Raw genomic sequence first — 19114 nt, 5'->3', positions numbered from 1 at the left:
GTATGAGATCTTTCGACTTCGTTACACTCCGCTCAAGATGACGTATAAAGTAAGTACCTTTGTTTAAGAGCTAGACGTTAAAAGTAAATAAACATCAAAATAGATTTATTAAATAAGTAGAAAATAAAAAATAGTATAAGAAAATTTTTTATTTATTAAAAAAATCATTTTATTGATATATTTTAATAATTGAAATGTTTCACGTCATGGCACTTTGCAAAGAAAAGCCCCAAATACGTCATTTCGACTGAAGCGTTAGTGAAATGGAGAAATCTCAACTATTGCTTGTTTACAAGCAATAGTATTTCTGAAAGAAATAAAGAATAAAATATCTATATGTATCTACGATACATTCACTTATGCTTGTAAACAAGCATAAGTATGAGATCTTTCGACTTCGTTACACTCCGCTCAAGATGACGTGTAAAGGAAGTAACTTCGTTTGATAGCTAGACGTTAAATGAAATAAGCTAAAGTAAATAAAAAAACAACTATTAATAGTTGTTTTAATTTCCTAATATTTCAATAGCTTTTAAGTATTTTGTTCTTCTTTCTAAATCTTTTTCAGTAATATTTTTTAATCTTTTTAAGTTTGAATTATGTCTTAAATCTGACAACTTAACTGCTTTTGCAATCTTATTTGTCTTTACTTTATTAATATAAGTAAAATATTCTTCACCATCACTATGAGTTAAAAGTTTTATAGCTTCTAATTGCTCATCGTCTAAAAAACTAAAATCATCAATACAATATAAATCACTATCTTCAATAACATCATGAAGTAGAGCAACCGTCTTTGCTCTAATTCCTTTTACTCCTAAAGCTACATTAATTGGATGGAAAATATAACATCTTCCAGCTTTATCTTTTTGTTTAATATGAGCTCTTAGCATAATAAAAAATGCCTTAATTAATTTTAACATAATTCCCTCCTTTAAATAAAACTCTATAATTTTTTTATACCCTTTTTAAAAGTGAAGTTTTTAATTGTTTAGACTATTTTTTATAAATACTTCTGTGATGTATCTACGATACATTCACTTATGCTTGTTTACAAGCAATAGTATTTCTGAAAGAAATCAAAACATCTTTCAAAAAGTTCATTTCTTTGTGAATATAATAAACACTTAGCAATTATGGACAAAAGTACTAACTTTTTTTAGTAAAAAATACTGTCTAAATGTGCTTTTTTTAGAAAAATGTGATATAATATATTACATAATTATGACTTATTATAAGGTTTTGAGTAAGTAAAACAAGAGAATTTATAAAAGATTTTTTAAAAGTTAATAGGAGGAATTATGAAAAAACTTGTTAAAGTTGGACTATTAGCATTAGCTATTATTGCAACTACATTTATTACAGTTTTTGCTAATAATAATTCATTTGCCGAAGAAAATGCTAATAAAGCAGATGAAAAAATTAATATTTCTATAAAAACTGATTGGGTAGGATACTACTGGGGAAGTTTCTATGTAGAATTATATGCAGATGGTGAGTTTGTTAAAAAGGACGCCGCTGAATCATATACTGACTGGGAATTTGAATTTAAAGATTTACCTAAATATAATGCTGATGGTAGAGAGATTAAATATACAATAAATGTAGATGATGAAAGTTTAAAAGAAAATAACTTTGTTACTACAATTTCTGGTGATGCAGAAAATGGTTTTGTTGTTAAGAATACACTTTTAACTAATGTACCTTTTATAAAATATTGGAATGAGGTTAAAGGCGCTTATGTTATTGCAAGGCCAGGAACTCCGTCTCCAGCTAGTTTTAGACCTGGCAAACGTGTTGCTACTACTTCAAGAGCTTCAGGTTTACAACCTAGATCTAATAACAATGCTTCAAGAAATACAGCAAGAACATTTCCTGATTCAAGAGTTCCTTTGCCTGAATCAATTACTGTTCATTTAGTTGTAAATGGGAAAATTGTTCAAACTAAAGTTGTAACTGCTGCTGATAATTGGGAAACAGTTTTTGAAAAAGTACCGATGTATGATAATGAAGGTAATCAAATAGACTATGAATTAAGAGAAGAGCCTGTTAAAGGTTTCAAAATTGGCGAAAAAGGTTCTGATTTCATTTTAAATAAAACAATTTTCGATATTCCTGTTGAAAAAAAATGGGTTGGAAATAAAAAAGATAGTGCAGAAGTTTCATTATACAGAGATTATGTAAAAACTGAATTTGATTATGCTGCAAATAAAGAAGTAGAAGTTCCTGTTAAAGGAGAGCTTGTTGAAACTGTAACATTAAATGAAGCTAATAATTGGAAATACACTTTTAAAGATGTAGAAGAATATTATGCTGATATTCTAGGTTATAGTAAATATAAATACTATATTAAAGAAACTGAAATTGACGGATATAAAACTGTAATCAGTGGAGATGACGTAAAAGGCTTTACAATTAAAAATATCGATAAGAGTAAAATGTCAATTCCTGTTGAAAAGACTTGGAAGGGTAAAGTTGCTGATGAAGTTGAAGTAGTTTTAAAAGCTGATGGAGTAGAAAAAGAAACAGTTAAATTATCAGAAGCTAATGATTGGAAACATACTTTTGAAAATCTTGATAGATTAAATGATAATGATGAACTTATTAATTACACAGTTGAAGAAAAAGCATTAGATAATTACAAGACAGTACTAAAACAAAAAGATCCTGATGATATTTCAAAAGGTGTAGAAATAACAAATTATGAGTTAATTGATTTAAAAATTACAAAATATTGGAATGAAACGCCAGCTCCTCGTATGGTACCTACAGGTGTAAATGGAGATTTTGGTGTTGAAAATGCTGTTGTAGTTAATAATATTTTAGCTGCATTAGGTGCTGATAAAGCTGAAAAATCCGTTGTTCCATTACCTGAATCAATAACAATTCATCTTCTAGCTGATGGTGAAGTTATTAACACAAAGGTATTAACAAAAGCGGATAATTGGACTTATACAGTTGAAAAATTACCTTTATATTCTGAAACTGATGGTCATAGAATTAAATATGAACTTAAAGAAGATGCAGTAGAAGGTTATAAAACTTCTCTCGTTGAATTTGATTTTATTACAAACAAATCCATTATAGATATTCCTGTTGAAAAGAAATGGGTTGGAAAAGCTAAGGACGAAGTTGAAGTTCAACTTTATAGAGAGTATGATAAGACTGAATATGAGTTATTAGATGGTTCAAAGAAAGTAACTAAAATGACTGAGCTTGTTGATACTATAAAATTAAACAAAGCTAATAGTTGGAAATATACTTTTAAAGATTTGGAAGAATTTTATGTTGATTCAATTACTTCAACTAAATATAAATACTATGTAAAAGAAATTGAAGTTGATGGATATCAATCAGAAATAAAACAAAATGATGAAGAAGATGTTACAAAAGGTATTGTAATTACAAATAGTGAAAAACCAGTACCAACACCAGATCCAGAGCCAAATCCAAATCCTCAACCAAATCCAAATCCGGCACCACAACCGGATCCAAAGCCAGAACAACCAAAGGCAAGCATTCCTCAAACTGGAATTGATGCTAATATCATTATGTCATTAGGACTTATGACTGCTTCAGGAATGGGACTTGGAATTTACGTTAAGAAAAAAAGAAAATAATAAAACATAAGTGTCGATAATAAATCGACACTTTTTTTATATTAATCCGTATAATTTTTAAAAAAACACTGACAAAAATAATTGTTTATGATATACTAAGTATATAGTGATATACCATAGCAGAATTAAATTGATATTTATTGAAAATATATATAAAATCTTTTATTATTTTGGAGGATTAAATATGAAAAGATTATTAAATGTTACCTTGCTTATACTTGCTATTTTTGTTGGAAGTATTGTTGGAATAAATAATAATAAAGTATTTGCAGATAAAAGTGAAGATGATAAAACAAGTGTTTCTATAGAAGTTAACTGGATTGGTGAGGAGTTATTAGCTTCTGTTGAAGTTGATTTATTTGCAAATGATAAACTTATTAATACCGCTACAATAACAAGTGATGCAGATTGGAAATATGTTTTTGAAAATTTACCTAAATATAATGATGAGGGCAATTTAATAAAATATACTGTTTCACAAAAACCAACAGGTATGGAATACTATCTTAAAACAAGAGTTACTGGAAATATGAATGAAGGATTTGTTATTACTAATTTTCAAATCAAATCAGTGCATATCATAAAGTTGTGGAATATTTCTAATCCAGGTGAACCATCTCCAATGAGGTTAAATTCTGATAAATTAGAAAACAATTTGAATGGAAAATTAGAAGTAGTAAATGGTGTGATGGAAGATGTACCAGTGGATGCTTATGGTAATCCAATAGATTCTCCTGTTTCAAAGATTCCTATACCAAAATCAATAACAGTTAATCTTCTTGCTGATGGTAAAATTGTAGCAACAAAGGTAATTACTGAAGAAGATAATTGGGAATGTAATTTTGAAAATATGCCAAAATATGATGAAAAAGATGGGCATGAAATTAAGTATGAAGTTAAAGAAGAACCTGTAAAGGGTTATAAAGCAACATATCATTACCTTTATTTCGGTAACTTTATTATCAATAAATCAGTTGTAGATGTCTCTGTTGAGAAGAAATGGGTTGGAACTCCAAAGGATGAGGCAGAAGTAACTCTATATAGAGATTATGAAGTTTCAGAATATGATGTTTTAACAGAAACATTCAAAAAATCAGTTAAAACAGAAGCTGTTGAAACTATTAAGTTGAATAAAGATAATAATTGGAAACATACTTTTAAAGAATTACAAGAAATGTATACAGAATTAGGGAATGTAACAAAGTATAAATATTATGTTAAAGAAAAAGAAATTGATGGCTATAAATCTGTAATTACAGGTGATGAAGATAAAGGCTTTACAATTACAAATATTGATATAAGCAAATTGTCTATACCAGTTGAGAAACATTGGTTTGGAACTCCTTTTGGCAAAGTTGAAGTTATTTTAAAGGCTGATGGAATAGAAAAGGAAAGGGTTGAATTAAATAGAGAAAATAACTGGAAACATACATTTGAAAGTCTTGATAGAGTAAATGCTGATGATTCCGTTATAAAATATACTGTTGAAGAAACACCGATTGAAGGATATAATACAGTTATTAAACTAAAAGATGAAGCAGATGTTTCAAAAGGATTTGTAATTAATAATTACAAACTATTTGACTTAAAAGTTAATAAATATTGGAATAAGGAACCACTAAATCTTGCAGTTCCACAATCAATAAGAGATATTTTGAGAAATGCCAGACTTGTCAGTTTATTAGAAGAAAAATCTTTAGTAAAACTTCCAGAGTCAATTACAATACATCTTTATGCAGATGGTAAGTTGTTATACACAAAAGTTTTAACAAAAGAGGATAATTGGGCTTATGTATTTAATAATATACCAATGTTTGATGAAAAAGATGGGCATTTAATCAAATATGAAATTAAAGAAGATCCAATCCCTGGTTATAAAACAATTATTGGCTCTGACTATGTAGTTAATATGTCCTTAATTGATATTCCAGTTGAAAAGAAATGGCTTGGAAATCCTAAAGACGAGGTTGAAATTTCGTTATATAGAGATTATGATGTAAAAGAATACAATTTAGAAACAGGAGAAGAAATAGTTACACCAAAGACTGACCTTGTTACAACTATAAAATTAAATAAAGCTAATAACTGGAAATATACTTTTAAAGATTTAGAAGAATTTTATGCCGATAAAATTAGTTCAAGTAAATATAAATACTATATAAAAGAAACTAGTATTGAAGGTTATGAAACTGAAATAAAACAAAATGATGAAAATGATATAAGAAAAGGTATTGTAATTACAAATAGGGAAAATCCAATTCCTAATCCAAAACCAAAACCAGGATCAAAAATCCCAAAAACAGGAATTGATGCTAATATCATTATGTCATTAGGACTTATGACTGCTTCTGGAATGGGACTTGGAATTTACGTTAAGAAAAAAAGAAAATAATAAAAAAAGTGTCGATAATTAATCGACACTTTTTTTGTAGTAAAATACAATAAAATTATTTAACAAAAATATGAAAAAGTTATAAACTATAAGAATAAATCGTTATTAAAATAATTATTAACAAAAAAATGAACAAATTGAGACATTTTGTGATATAATTAATATAGTTTTATGACTTGTGATAAAACTATATTAATTTCATCATAATCTACAATAAAGAAAGTATTAAAAAAGGAGATTATGATATAATTAATAATTTCATCGTGTTTACAATAAAAAATAATCAAAAAGGTAACACGATATAATTGAATGAAGAAGATATTACTATATATTAATTTCACTATAATTACAATAAAAAATAATCAAAAAGGAATTATGGAAAAACTAATTGTTTGTATTAGGTAAAATGTGGTATCCTATTATTGGACACAAATTTGATATATTATTTCAATTTATTTATATAGAATTATTTTTATAGGAGGTTCTTGATGAGTTATAAGGTTTATAAAGACTCTATCGGAGAAATTAAGGTAGAAAGCGATAAACTTTGGGGAGCAACTACTCAAAGAAGTTTTGAAAACTTCAAAATTGGGGACTATAAGATGCCAACTGAAGTTATCAGAGCTATGGCAACAGTAAAATATGCTTGTGCTATGGCAAATTACGAGCTTGGTGATATAAACAAGGAAAAATTTACAGCTATTGAAAATGCTGTTCAAGAAATTTTTAGTGGAAATCTTGATGAACATTTCCCACTTGTTGTTTATCAAACTGGTAGTGGTACACAAACAAATATGAACTTGAACGAAGTTATTGCAAATTATGCAAATCAAAAAGTGGGTAAAACTTTAATTCATCCAAATGATGATGTTAATAAATCTCAAAGTTCAAATGATACTTTTCCAACAGCTTTGCATATAGCTTGTTTAGATGTTATTGACAGAAAACTTATTCCGTCAATGAAAACTTTAATTTCAGCTTTCAAGGCTTTTGAAGAAGCTAATAGTGATGTTGTAAAAATTGGTAGAACACATTTACAAGATGCTGTACCGATTAAGATTTCACAAGAGTTTAGTGGTTATAGAAATTCTATCGAAAAATGTTTGGAATATATAGAATATACAAGAAAAGGTCTTTTAGAAATTTCACTTGGAGCAACTGCGGTTGGAACAGGAATTAATACAAAAGAAAACTTTAAAAACATTGTTGCAAAATATGTTTCAAAGATTACTGGAAAAGAATTCAAACCTGCTGAAAACTTCTTCCATTCATTAACAATGAAAGATGCAGTTGTTGTTTCTCACGGAGCAATAAAAGCTCTTGCAATGGATTTATTAAAGATTGGAAATGATATAAGATTTTTAGCTTGTGGACCACGTTGTGGCTTTTCAGAAATTGAAATTCCTGCAAATGAACCTGGAAGTTCAATTATGCCAGGAAAAGTTAATCCTACACAAATAGAAGCATTGACTATGGTTTGTGCAAGAGTTTTAGGAAATGATACTACAATTAGTTTTTCAGCATCTCAAGGAAATTTTGAACTTAATGTTTATATGCCTGTTATTATTTACAGTTTTGTAGAATCTGTAAACTTGCTTTCAGATGCGATAGAATCTTTCGTTAAAAACTGTGTAAGAGGAATTAAGGTAAATAGAGAAGTTGTAGAAAAATACTTGAATGAATCTTTAATGCTTGTAACTTCACTTAATCCATATATTGGATATGATAAGGCAAGTCAATGTGCAAAATATGCATTCAAAGAAAATACAACTTTAAAAGAAGCGGTACTACATTTTGGTTATTTAACTGAAGAAGAATTTGATCGAATTGTAGATCCTAAAAAAATGGTTTAAATATAGTTTATATAAAGGAGAATTATTAGAAATGGAAGCAAAACAAGGATACAGAGTTGAACATGATTGTATAGGAGAATGTTTAATTCCTGAAAATGCTTATTATGGTATTCATACTCAAAGAGCAACTGAAAATTTCAATATTACTAGAAAAACAACAAATCCTGAAATGATTAAATCAGTTGCAGAAATTAAAAAAGCTTGTGCTATTACAAACTTTGAAGCAGGAGTTTTAAGTGAAAAGAAAAAAGATGCAATAGTTTTTGCCTGTGATGAAATTATCTGGGGAAGATACTTAGATCAATTTATTGTTGACCCAATTCAAGGTGGAGCTGGAACAAGCCATAACATGAATGCAAATGAAGTAATTGCAAATATTGCTATTGAACATTTAGGTGGAAAACTTGGAGATTATTCAATAGTACATCCAAATGATGATGTAAATATGGGACAATCTACAAATGACGTTTATCCAACAAGTGGTAAAATTGCTCTTATTAGACTTTTAGGTGATACTATTGAAAGCTTAAAAGAATTAGAAAGTGCTTTATTACAAAAATCAGAAGAATTTGATGATGTAATTAAAATGGGTAGAACTCAAATGCAAGATGCTATTCCTATTAGACTTGGACAAGAATTCAAAGCTTATGCAACAGTGATTGCTAGAAATATTAAATTATTCAAAACTGCATGTACAGTTTTAAAAACTGTAAACATGGGTGCAACTGCAATTGGTACTGGACTTAATGCAGATGTAAGCTATATGGACAAGATTGTAAAAAATCTTGCACAAGTTACTGATATGGAATTAGTACAAGCTGAAGACTTAATTGACGGAACACAAAACATTGACGTTTTCGTTCACGTTTCAGGTCTTGTAAAGAGCTGTGCAATCAGTATGTCTAAAATAGCTAATGACTTAAGACTTATGTCTTCAGGTCCAACTTGTGGTTTTGCAGAAATCAACTTACCTGCAAGACAAGCAGGAAGCTCAATCATGCCAGGAAAAGTTAACCCTGTAATTCCAGAAGTTGTTTCACAAGTTGCTTTTAACTGTGCAGGAAATGACTTTGCAGTTACAATGGCAGCAGAAGCAGGACAATTAGAACTTAATGCTTTTGAACCAGTAATTTTCTACAACTTATTTGAATCAGTTGAAACTATTGGAAAAGCAGCAAATACATTTGTTCATAACTGTATTTTAGGAATTACTGCAAATGCAGAAAGAACTAAAAATATGGTTCACAACAGCTATGGAATAGTAACAGCTTTCGCTCCACATATTGGATACGAAAAATCAGTTGAAGTTATTCACAAAGCTATTGAACAAAACTTACCTGTAAAGGCAGTTTTAATAGCTGAAAAAATTATGACTGAAGAAGAAATTGATAATATCTTAGATGTATTCTCAATGACTACACCGGGAATTGCAAAAAGAAAATAATATATTAAAAGGGCATTCGCTTGAATGTCCTTTGTTTTTTTACTTTTGAGTGATAGTTTTAATATTAAATTTTTATTTATTTTTAAGTTTTTACTTTTCCTTAGATACTTCATAGTATAAGATTAATATCGTAATTAACATTGAAAGATATATTAAAAATGTATATTCAAAATCTAAATAATGTCCACAAAATGGGATATACATCAAAATATTTGTTATATACGGTATCAATAATAACCATACTAAAAGAAGCCCTTTTATTGTTTTTTTGTTCATAAGCCCTCCTACTAATATCACCCTACAATCATAATAACATAATAAATTAATAAAGTCAACACTTTAAACAAAAAAAGTGAAAATATATTTATTATATTTTTAGACATAAAAAATGGCGATTTGCTATCGCCATTTTTAATAATTATTTACTTGTCAATTCTATGAATTCGTCAATTTCTTCTTTTATGCTTTCAAGAGATTTTAACCAGAAATCTTTTTTAGTTAAATCAATATTCATAACTTTTGCAACATCTTCACAAGTGTTAATTGTTGTTGCATGTAAAAGTTCTTGATATTTTTCTACGAAGCCTTCAGGATTTTCTTTGTATATTGCATAAAGGCCTCTTGAGAAAAGTCCACCAAATGAATATGGATAGTTATAGAATGAGAAACTTGCTGAATAGTAATGAGGTTTACAAGCCCACATAAATGGGTGATAAGTTTCAGGATCAAGTCCGTCTCCATAAGTTTTTTCTTGAGCATTTCTCATAATTTCTTCAAGTTCTTCACTCATCATAAAGTGGTCAAGTTTTCTATCAAAAACTTCTTTTTCAAATAAAAATCTTGAATATATATCAACAGTGATTTGAGCACAGTCTGAAATTTGTGATTCCATTAATGTAATCTTTTCTTCTTCGGATGCTTCATTTAACGCTGCAGACATTATTAAGTTTTCATTGAAAATTGATGCTGTTTCAGCAACTGGCATTGGATAATCCCAGTTTAAAGGTAAATGATTTTCAACATGAAGTCCATGATAAGCATGACCTAATTCATGTGCAAGAGTTAATACTGAAGAAAGACTTCCGTCAAAGTTCATCATTACTCTTGATTGTTTTATATAAGGAAGGTTGCTACAGAATGCTCCGCCAACTTTTCCTTTTCTAGGGAAGTAGTCAACGTAGTTATTATCAAAATCACCTTTAACCATTTGTACCATATCATCTGAGAAAGTTGCAAAATGTTTTAATAAAAATTCTTGTGCTTCTTCAACTGTAAATGTTCTATTACTTTCTCCAATACTTGCGAAAAGATCATAGAATTTTAATCCACCTTCATAACCTAAAAGTTTTGCTTTATGTTTAAAGTATTTTCTAAAATGAGGTAGGTAATCATCAATACTTGACCAAAGAGCATCTAATGTTTCTCTTTTTAATCTTGAGTTTTCTAAAGATTCAGCAAGAGCTGATTCAAAACCTCTCATTTTTGAAGTTGTATTAACCTCTTGTTTAATATTATTTAATGAGAAAGCTATTGAATCCTTTATGCTATCGTAAAGTTTCAATTCACTATAAAATGCTTCTTTTCTTGTTTGTGCATCTTCAGAATAAGCTAAGTTTCTGATTTCACTTAGAGTTTTTTCTTCGCCTCTAAATTCTATTGATGCTTTAGAAGTTAAGAAGTTGAACATAAATTCCCAAGCGTTTGAGCTTGAAAGTTTCATTTTTGCGATAACTTCTTCAATATCTTCTGGTAATACATGTTTTAAAGCTTCTTTTTTGTTTTTAAAGAAGAATTCATATTGTTTTAAATATTCATCTTGAGTAATATCACAAGTGATAGAACCTAAGAATTTATCTATTATTGTAAATGTTTTAGCATAATCTGAAAGTTTAGCGCTCAAATTATTGCTATAATAAGTTGTCTTTTCATCAGTTGTGTTTATTGCTTGATTAAGTTCGATATAAGTAAAAAGTCTAAAAATTGTTGTGTTAATTTCTTCTAGTTTTTTAATAACTGATTTTACACAATCAATGTTATCCTCTAATTTAATTTTGTCGAATTCAGCAAACAAACTGTCTATTCTTTTAAAATCGTTTTGAAATTCAGCGCTTTCATAAGAAGGATAAATTTCAACTAATGAATACTGTTGCTCCATATTTTCTCTCTCTCCTTAATAAATTATTTTTTAAGTAAAACATTCCAATCCTTTTCTTTGAATCCAATTAGAAAAACTTTGTTTTCTTCATCAATTAATACAGGTCTTTTAATAAGAGAACCGTCTTTAACTAATAACTTAATAGCTTCTTCTGTAGATAGATTTTCAAAATTTTCTTTTAGATTTAAATCTCTATATGTTTTACCACTAGTGTTGAAAAGTCTTTTAAGTCCCATGCTTCCTTGAACTGCCTTTATTTGAGATTTTGTTGGAGTTTTCTCCTTAAGGCTTATCTCTTCAAATTCAATATCATGTTCTTTTAGGAATCTTTTTGCTCTTTTACAAGTTGTACAATTTGGATATTCGAATAAAATTTTCATTATAACACCTCCCATAATGATTTATAATTCTAACAAATCTTAAATGCATTTATAAAATACCCATTTATAACGATAATATCAAAAAAATCACAAAAGAAATCGATTTTTCAGCATTTTATGTTATATAGGGTAAAATTAAAAATTAGCATATTAACTTAACTGTTTTATCAATTTAATTCTATCACTGTTTTGAAATAAAATCAACATAAGTTAAGTAATTAATTGAAAAAATTTAATATAGTTAAAAAAATTTAATAAAATACAATAAAAGGTATTGTGTAATGTATAGTAGTATGATAGAATATATTTAAAGTTATATAAAAAAATTTATAAATTAAAACTCTGTAAACAATAATAAACTAAAAAGGAGGTAAAATTGGATACACAAATAAAAAAAGGTCTATTAGATCTCTGTGTTTTAAGTTTTTTAATCGACAAAGATATGTATGGATATGAAATTGTTCAAAGTATTTCTAAATCAATAGAAGTAAGTGAAGGAACTATTTATCCTATTCTAAGACGCCTTAGTAAAGAAGGTTATTTTGAAACATATATTGTTGAGTCTAATGAAGGTCCTGCAAGAAAGTATTATAGAATTACAGCTTTAGGAATTGAATTTTATAAAAAACAATTAAATTCTTGGGAAAAATTAAAAAATGGAATGGATAGTATTTTAAAGAGAGGTGAAAATAATGATAAATAAAGTTGATTATTTAGATGTTTTAAAGGATTATCTCTTAAAATTTTACTCAGAAGAGGAAAGTTTAGATATTCTTAGAGATTATGAAGAATATTTTTTAAATGGAAAACTTGATGGAAAAACAGAAGAAGAAATAATTTTAGAGCTTGGTTCTCCTAAGAAAATTGTTCAAGAGATAAGGGAAGAAGAAAATAATTTGTCAAATCAAAAAAACTCTTTTTATAATTTAAGTAAAAAATTTGACGGCTGGTTTGAAAAAGGACTTTCAGATAAACATAAAAGTGGTGAAATTGAAATAATAGAAAATAAATGTGATAAATTATTTGAAAAATATGGAATTTTCACTTTTATGTTTCTAGCAATTTTTTCAATTGTAGAGATGTTTTTAGGTTTACACTCTCTAATAGGTATAACAGAAATGCTAGGAATATATGTAGTTTCAATGTCTTTTTTAGTTAGAACAAATAAAGGTATACAAACGAAAGAAGGAAAATTACTAACATTTGTAAATATAATTTTTGTTTTATTGTTAGGGCTATTTGCATTTAGAGGAACTGGTAATTTTCTAACAGTAGGATTTGATTTAGCATTTATAATGTCCATTGTAAATTTAATATTAATATTCATCTTTTCAAAGGGAATATTTTTTCTTGTAATAATTTCGCTAATATGTGCTGTAATTTTTATAGTTTTAGGTGGAATTTGGTTTTTATTCGTAGGATTGACTATTTTTGGAGTTGGACTTGTAACTTTCTTAACTCCAGTTGTGTTAACAGCTTTATCAACATTATCTCTTAATTCATTATGGATAGTTTTTCCAATAATGCTTGCGATAGGACTTTTTATTGCAATGTGCATATTAATAAAATATTATTCAATATTTATATATAGAGTAGTTTTAAAATATAATGATTGGATAAAAATAAAATTTATGTACTCAAGAGTTTATTTGCAAAAAACAAAGGAGGACTAATATGAAAGGAAAATATTTTAAATTAAAAGTATTAGCGATTGTTTCATTTTGTTTAATTACTGTTGGATTTACTGGTTCTTACAAAATGTTTTGTGAAGTTCAAAAAAGAGTTGATGAAGAAATTGAGAAAAAATTGACTTATACTACAAAAGAGATTTTGAAAACTGACAAGGATATAAAATATGTAGATTTAATCAAATATAATGGAGATAATGTAGAAATTAAGAAAAGTCAGGATGATTATAATCATATAACTGTAATTTATAAGGATAAATATTTTGATAATGAAGTAGTTTTTGATAAAAAAAATGAAAATAAAATTGATGTAGTAACAAAAACTATTAAAAAGGAAGAATTTTCAAGATTTAATTTTATTGGTAAAATAATAGAAAATTCAGTAATGTACAATAAATTTTCATCTACGTTCTCAAATATGGATAATATTGAAGATAAGACTAAAATTATAATTGAAGTTAAAAATCCTATTGAAATTATGGGAATATCAAAAGACAATAAAAATAATGATTTACTAAAAAAAGAGTTGACTTATGGTGTTTATGATAGAGATTTATTTTTTGATAGAACTATAAGAAATATTTTAAATCAATTTAATGAGTTTACAATTAAAGATGTAAATGATGAAATAATCGAAATTCCAAAAATAAAATTAAAAAAATTAAATTATTCTACTACAAATATTGAAAAATTACTTATATCAGGAGATAAGAGTTCATATGAAGAGGAATATGATGATTTGCCAGAAGTCAATGTAGATACAAAAAATGTAAAAGACTTTGTTGAAGTTGATCTGAATTCCTTAACTACTGATCTAAATATTACTGGAGCAAAGAAGGTAATTCTTGAAGGAATGCCAATGTCAGGAGAGATAGTTGTAAAATATAAAGTAAATGATGAGGAAAAGAGTTTTACAATTAATAAATCAAGTGAAAATAAAAATAGTACAAGAAAGACCATATATATTGATAGTGAGAAAATTTTTAGAACAGCAATGGATAGTTCGCTTATTAAAAGTCAATTAGATAAAATTGTAGATTTAAAAGAAATTAAATAAAATAAGAACCCCACCCTTCCACGATGCTTCGCATCGGGTGGGTTCCCGGGAACCTTGTTGTTTCACAATAAAAAAGCAGACAATTAATTGTCTGCTATTTTTATATATAAAAGATAGGAGATATATGAATTTTTTTAAATAGAAAAAATTTATTAAAGAATTATTTTAAAGCCACTTTTTCGAACTATAATTATATAATATAAAATTTTTGAAAGAAGCGAGAGAATAGCCACTTCATCATAAACTCACACTAATTAATTTAATAAATAAAATATAAATTATATAAAAATTACAAAAAAGTTTAAGAAGGTATTGCAAAAAGATTTTTTATATAGTATAATATGATAAAGTTAAAGAGAAGTAATGAGATAGAGGTGTCCTGGTCACTTCTTAATTTTGGACTTTTTTATAACACAATACAGTGAGTAACTGGTAACGTACCTAATTACTCGAAGTACGATACTTAATTCGTACATATACATAAAGGAGGATTTAGATATGAAAAAATTATCAAAAATCGTGGCGTTGTGTTTAGCAACATCGTTTTTATTTACTGCTTGCGGTAAGACAGAAAAGAAAGAATCTAACGGAACTAAACAAGAAGAAAAGAAAAAAGATTCTGGAGTTCAAGATAATTTAGTTATTGAAAATGAAGGAACTCCTGTAGAAAATGCTACATTAAAAATTGCTTATGTAAGCGACTCTCCATTTACAGGCATTTTCCATCAAGCTTTTGCAACTGGAAATCCAGATATGGAAATTTTGGCTTATAGTACAAATGGAACATTCAAAATGGATGAAAACTATAAGTTAACTAATGGTGGTGGAGCTGATATTGAATTTAATGTAGATGAAAAGAAAGCAACTATAACTATTAATGAAAAATATACATGGAATGATGGAACTCCTGTTACATCAGCTGACTTCTTAGAATACTATAAGATAGTAGCTCATAAAGACTACACTGGTGTTCGTTTTGATGATGAAATGAGAAATGTTGTTGGTATAGATGAATATCATGATGGAAAAGCTAAAGATATTTCAGGTTTTAAAACTTTAAGTGATAAGAAATTTGAAATTCACTTTAAAGCATTTAGCCCGGCTATCCTTTGGGGAGGTGGAATTCCTTTTGAACCAGTTCCAAGTCATAAGCTAAAAGATATTCCTGTTAAAGAACAAGAAGCTCACGATATTACTAGAAAGAATCCTTTATCTCCAGGACCTTACTATATTAAAGAAATAGTTCCTGGACAACAAGTAATTTTTGAAGCTAACCCATATTACTACAAAGGTCAACCTAAGGTTAAGACTGTTGTTTGGAAGATAGTTCCATCAGCACAAATCGTTGCAGCACTACAAGCTGGAGAATACGACTTAACTGTTGGTTTAAATGCAGACCTTTATAGCAAAGTAAAATCTCTTTCTAATATTAAAGTAGGAGTTCAAGATGATTTATCTTACAGTTATATAGGATTCAAACTAGGTAAATGGGATAAAGCAAAAGGTGAAGCTATTCCTGATCCTAATGCAAAGATGGCAGATGTTAAATTACGTCAAGCTATGGCTTATGCAATAGATAATGACCTAGTAGGAACAAAATTCTATGAAGGTTTAAGAAGAAATGCAACACAATTAATGATTCCTGCATTTAAAGAATTCTATGATGATTCAATTAAAGGATATACAATAGATCTTGAAAAAGCAAAACAACTTCTTGATGAAGCTGGATACAAAGATGTTAACGGCGATGGAATAAGAGAAGATAAGAATGGACAACCATTCAAAATTAACTTCGCTTCAATGTCAGGTAGTGCAATAGCAGAACCAATTACAAATTACTATATCCAACAATGGAAATTAATCGGATTAGATGTTCAACTTACTAATGGAAGACTTATAGAATTTAACTCATTCTATGAAAAAGTTCAAGCTGACGATCCAGAAATAGATATCTACCAAGCAGCTTGGGGAACAGGATCAAACCCTAATCCAACTAGTCTTTACGGAAGAAAAGCATCATTTAACTTCCCAAGATTTGCAACTCCAGAATTGGATGCTATACTAAACAAAATCAATTCTGTAGAAGCAGTAGATAAAGAATTTAGATCAAAAGCATACAAAGAATTTGCAAACTATATGTTCGAAAATGTTCCAGTTGTACCAACTCTATTTAGAAAAGGTATAGTTGCAGTTAACAACAGAGTTAAGAAATGGGATATAACTCCAGGCGCTAACTTTACTATATTCGATATTGAATTAACAGCTGATGAACCAATTAAATAATAAGTAAATTATTTATTAGAAACCACGAAAGTGGTTTCTTTTTTGTTATCTTAATAGGAAAATGTTATAGTATTTTCCTAAGTGTTTTGAAAAATCAATAAAAAATTTACAGAAAACTATTGCAAAAAGATTTTTTATATAGTATAATATTGTAAAGTTGAAGAGAAGTAACAAAAAAGAAGTGTTTGTTATCACTTCTTAAATTTGTACTTTTTGTATAACACAATAAAGTGAGCGATTGTTAACGTGCTTTGTCGCTCGTGTGCGGTACTTAATTCGTACAAATACATAAAGGGGGATTTAGATATGAAAAAATTATCAAAAATCGTTGCGTTGTGTTTAGCAACATCGTTTTTATTTACTGCTTGTGGTAATAGTAATAACAAGAGTAAAACAAACCAAGAAGAAAAGAAAGAAGTTGGAGTTCAAGATAACTTGGTTATTGAAAATGAAGGAACTCCTGTAGAAAATGCTACATTAAAAATTGCTTATGTAAGTGACTCTCCATTTACAGGTATTTTCCACTATGCTTATGCAACAAATAGTTCAGACTTAGAAATTTTGACTTATTGTGCAGGTGGAACTTTTAAAGTTGATGAAAACTTCAAGTTGATTAACGGTGGTGGTGCTGATCTCGAATTCAAACCAGAAGAAAAGAAAGTAATTATAACTATTAATGAAAAATATACATGGAATGATGGAACTCCTGTTACATCAGCTGACTTCTTAGAATACTATAAGATAGTAGCTCATAAAGACTATACAGGTATCCGTTTTGATGATGATATTAGAAATGTTGTTGGTATAGATGAATATCATAATGGAAAAACTAAAGACATTTCAGGTTTTAAAACTTTAAGTGATAAGAAATTTGAAATTAATTTTAAAACTTTTAACCCAGGAATCCTTTGGGGTGGTGGAATTCCTTATGAACCAGTTCCAAGTCATAAGTTAAAAGATATTCCTGTTAAAGAACAAGAAGCTCATGACATAACTAGAAAGAACCCATTATCTCCGGGACCTTACTATATTAAAGAAATAATTCCTGGACAACAAGTAGTTTTTGAAGCTAACCCATATTACTACAAAGGACAACCAAAAGTTAAAACTGTTGTTTGGAAAGTAGTTCCATCAGCACAAATCGTTGCAGCGCTACAAGCTGGAGAATATGACATAACTGTTGCTTTAAATGCAGACCTTTATAATAAAGTTAAAGATTTAAAGAATATTAAAGTAGGGGTTCAAGATGACTTATCTTATACTTATATAGGATTTAAACTTGGTAAATGGGATAAAGAAAAAGGTGAAGTAGTAACTGACCCTAATGCAAAGATGGCAGATGTTAAATTACGTAAAGCTATGGCTTATGCAATTGATAATAACTTAGTAGGAACTAAATTCTATGAAGGTTTAAGAAGAAATGCAACTCAATTAATGATTCCTGCATTTAAAGAATATTATGATGAATCATTAAAAGGATATACATTAGATATAGAAAAAGCAAAACAACTTCTTGACGAAGCTGGATACAAAGATGTTAATGGAGACGGAATAAGAGAAGATAAAAATGGACAACCATTCAAGATTAACTTCGCTTCAATGTCAGGTGGAGCTACTGCTGAACCAATAGCTCAATACTATATGCAACAATGGAAATCAATCGGATTAGATGTTCAACTTACTAATGGAAGACTTATAGAAATTAACTCTTTCTATGAAAAAGTTCAAGCAGACGATCCTGAAATTGATGTTTACCAAGCAGCTTGGGGAACAGGATCAAACCCTAACCCAACAGCTTTCTACGGAAGAAATGCAGCGTTCAACTTCCCAAGATATGCAACTCCAGAATTAGATGCTATCTTAGCTAAGATAAACTCTGTAGAAGCAGTAGATAAAGACTATAGATCAAAAGCATACAAAGAATTTGCAAACTACATGTTTGAAAATGTTCCTGTTGTACCAACTCTATTCAGAAAGAGTATAGTTGCAGTTAACAACAGAGTTAAGAAATGGGATATAACTCCTGGATCTGTATTTACTGTTAAGGATGTTGAATTAACAGCACCAGAACCAATTAAATAGTAAGTAAATTATTTATAAGAAACCACGAAAGTGGTTTCTTTTTTATTGTGAAACAACAAGGTTCCCGGGAACCCACCCGATGCGAAGCATCGTGGAAGGGTGGGGTTCTTATTTACTTAACGGGAAAATGTTATTTTCCTAAGTTTTATGTTATTTTAAA

General features: G+C 28.3%; 13 protein-coding genes. 9 read left to right on the top strand and 4 right to left on the bottom strand.

What is annotated here, in order from left to right; translation table 11 throughout:
* Positions 1-506: 506 nt before the first annotated feature.
* Positions 507-923: a GTP pyrophosphokinase gene (locus LW893_RS03435; protein ID WP_233055832.1), complete on the bottom strand. Its 417-nt coding sequence runs from the start codon at positions 921-923 to the stop codon at positions 507-509.
* A gap of 378 nt (positions 924-1301) precedes the next feature.
* On the opposite strand from LW893_RS03435, the gene LW893_RS03430 reads away from it, so the two are divergent.
* The 4 genes from LW893_RS03430 to LW893_RS03415 all read left to right on the top strand — a co-directional run bounded on the left by LW893_RS03430 (position 1302) and on the right by LW893_RS03415 (position 9309).
* Entirely contained in the window at positions 1302-3620 is a 2319-nt protein-coding gene (locus LW893_RS03430; RefSeq protein WP_233055831.1) for a Cna B-type domain-containing protein, read from the top strand.
* A gap of 184 nt (positions 3621-3804) precedes the next feature.
* Positions 3805-6012, top strand: a complete 2208-nt coding sequence (locus LW893_RS03425; RefSeq protein WP_233055830.1) for a Cna B-type domain-containing protein — start codon at positions 3805-3807, stop codon at positions 6010-6012.
* A 488-nt stretch (positions 6013-6500) separates the two neighbouring features.
* Positions 6501-7865, top strand: coding sequence for a class II fumarate hydratase (gene fumC, locus LW893_RS03420; protein WP_233055829.1), 1365 nt, complete (start codon positions 6501-6503; stop codon positions 7863-7865).
* A 31-nt stretch (positions 7866-7896) separates the two neighbouring features.
* Positions 7897-9309, top strand: coding sequence for an aspartate ammonia-lyase (locus LW893_RS03415; protein ID WP_233055828.1), 1413 nt, complete (start codon positions 7897-7899; stop codon positions 9307-9309).
* 90 nt (positions 9310-9399) lie between these two features.
* Here the strand turns inward: LW893_RS03415 and LW893_RS03410 are convergent, their stop codons facing one another.
* From LW893_RS03410 to LW893_RS03400, 3 genes are all read right to left on the bottom strand, one after another.
* Positions 9400-9585 (bottom strand): hypothetical protein, encoded by a 186-nt coding sequence (locus tag LW893_RS03410; RefSeq protein WP_233055827.1) that lies wholly within the window; start codon positions 9583-9585, stop codon positions 9400-9402.
* 142 nt (positions 9586-9727) lie between these two features.
* Entirely contained in the window at positions 9728-11464 is a 1737-nt protein-coding gene (locus tag LW893_RS03405) for a M3 family oligoendopeptidase (RefSeq protein ID WP_233055826.1), read from the bottom strand.
* A 23-nt stretch (positions 11465-11487) separates the two neighbouring features.
* Positions 11488-11844 carry a Spx/MgsR family RNA polymerase-binding regulatory protein gene (locus LW893_RS03400; RefSeq protein WP_233055825.1) on the bottom strand — a complete coding sequence of 119 codons (357 nt, stop codon included), beginning with the start codon at positions 11842-11844 and terminating at the stop codon, positions 11488-11490.
* A 376-nt stretch (positions 11845-12220) separates the two neighbouring features.
* Here LW893_RS03400 and LW893_RS03395 point away from each other — a divergent pair, with 376 nt between their 5' ends.
* From LW893_RS03395 to LW893_RS03375, 5 genes are all read left to right on the top strand, one after another.
* Complete coding sequence (locus LW893_RS03395; RefSeq protein WP_233055824.1) at positions 12221-12547, top strand: PadR family transcriptional regulator; 327 nt, start codon at positions 12221-12223, stop codon at positions 12545-12547.
* Positions 12537-13517 carry a DUF1700 domain-containing protein gene (locus LW893_RS03390; protein WP_233055823.1) on the top strand — a complete coding sequence of 327 codons (981 nt, stop codon included), beginning with the start codon at positions 12537-12539 and terminating at the stop codon, positions 13515-13517. Before LW893_RS03395 ends, LW893_RS03390 begins: the two co-directional genes overlap by 11 nt.
* Position 13518: 1 nt before the next feature.
* Positions 13519-14589 (top strand): hypothetical protein, encoded by a 1071-nt coding sequence (locus tag LW893_RS03385; RefSeq protein ID WP_233055822.1) that lies wholly within the window; start codon positions 13519-13521, stop codon positions 14587-14589.
* Positions 14590-15087: 498 nt separating this feature from the next.
* Entirely contained in the window at positions 15088-16872 is a 1785-nt protein-coding gene (locus LW893_RS03380) for an oligopeptide ABC transporter substrate-binding protein (protein ID WP_233055821.1), read from the top strand.
* 306 nt (positions 16873-17178) lie between these two features.
* Entirely contained in the window at positions 17179-18954 is a 1776-nt protein-coding gene (locus LW893_RS03375) for an oligopeptide ABC transporter substrate-binding protein (protein ID WP_233055820.1), read from the top strand.
* Positions 18955-19114 lie beyond the last annotated feature (160 nt).

This window comes from Parvimonas micra (assembly GCF_021300775.1).
In the GTDB taxonomy this organism is placed as follows: domain Bacteria; phylum Bacillota; class Clostridia; order Tissierellales; family Peptoniphilaceae; genus Parvimonas.
The sequence above is the reverse complement of the archived record's forward strand: the minus strand, read 5'-3'. Positions and strand labels throughout refer to the sequence as shown.

Bases quoted from the DNA above. Each gene is read 5' to 3' on its own strand.
- LW893_RS03435 (WP_233055832.1), bottom strand. From the start codon at position 923: ATGTTAAAATTAATTAAGGCATTTTTTATTATGCTAAGAGCTCATATT.
- LW893_RS03430 (WP_233055831.1), top strand. From the start codon at position 1,302: ATGAAAAAACTTGTTAAAGTTGGACTATTAGCATTAGCTATTATTGCA.
- LW893_RS03425 (WP_233055830.1), top strand. From the start codon at position 3,805: ATGAAAAGATTATTAAATGTTACCTTGCTTATACTTGCTATTTTTGTT.
- fumC (WP_233055829.1), top strand. From the start codon at position 6,501: ATGAGTTATAAGGTTTATAAAGACTCTATCGGAGAAATTAAGGTAGAA.
- LW893_RS03415 (WP_233055828.1), top strand. From the start codon at position 7,897: ATGGAAGCAAAACAAGGATACAGAGTTGAACATGATTGTATAGGAGAA.
- LW893_RS03410 (WP_233055827.1), bottom strand. From the start codon at position 9,585: ATGAACAAAAAAACAATAAAAGGGCTTCTTTTAGTATGGTTATTATTG.
- LW893_RS03405 (WP_233055826.1), bottom strand. From the start codon at position 11,464: ATGGAGCAACAGTATTCATTAGTTGAAATTTATCCTTCTTATGAAAGC.
- LW893_RS03400 (WP_233055825.1), bottom strand. From the start codon at position 11,844: ATGAAAATTTTATTCGAATATCCAAATTGTACAACTTGTAAAAGAGCA.
- LW893_RS03390 (WP_233055823.1), top strand. From the start codon at position 12,537: ATGATAAATAAAGTTGATTATTTAGATGTTTTAAAGGATTATCTCTTA.
- LW893_RS03385 (WP_233055822.1), top strand. From the start codon at position 13,519: ATGAAAGGAAAATATTTTAAATTAAAAGTATTAGCGATTGTTTCATTT.
- LW893_RS03380 (WP_233055821.1), top strand. From the start codon at position 15,088: ATGAAAAAATTATCAAAAATCGTGGCGTTGTGTTTAGCAACATCGTTT.
- LW893_RS03375 (WP_233055820.1), top strand. From the start codon at position 17,179: ATGAAAAAATTATCAAAAATCGTTGCGTTGTGTTTAGCAACATCGTTT.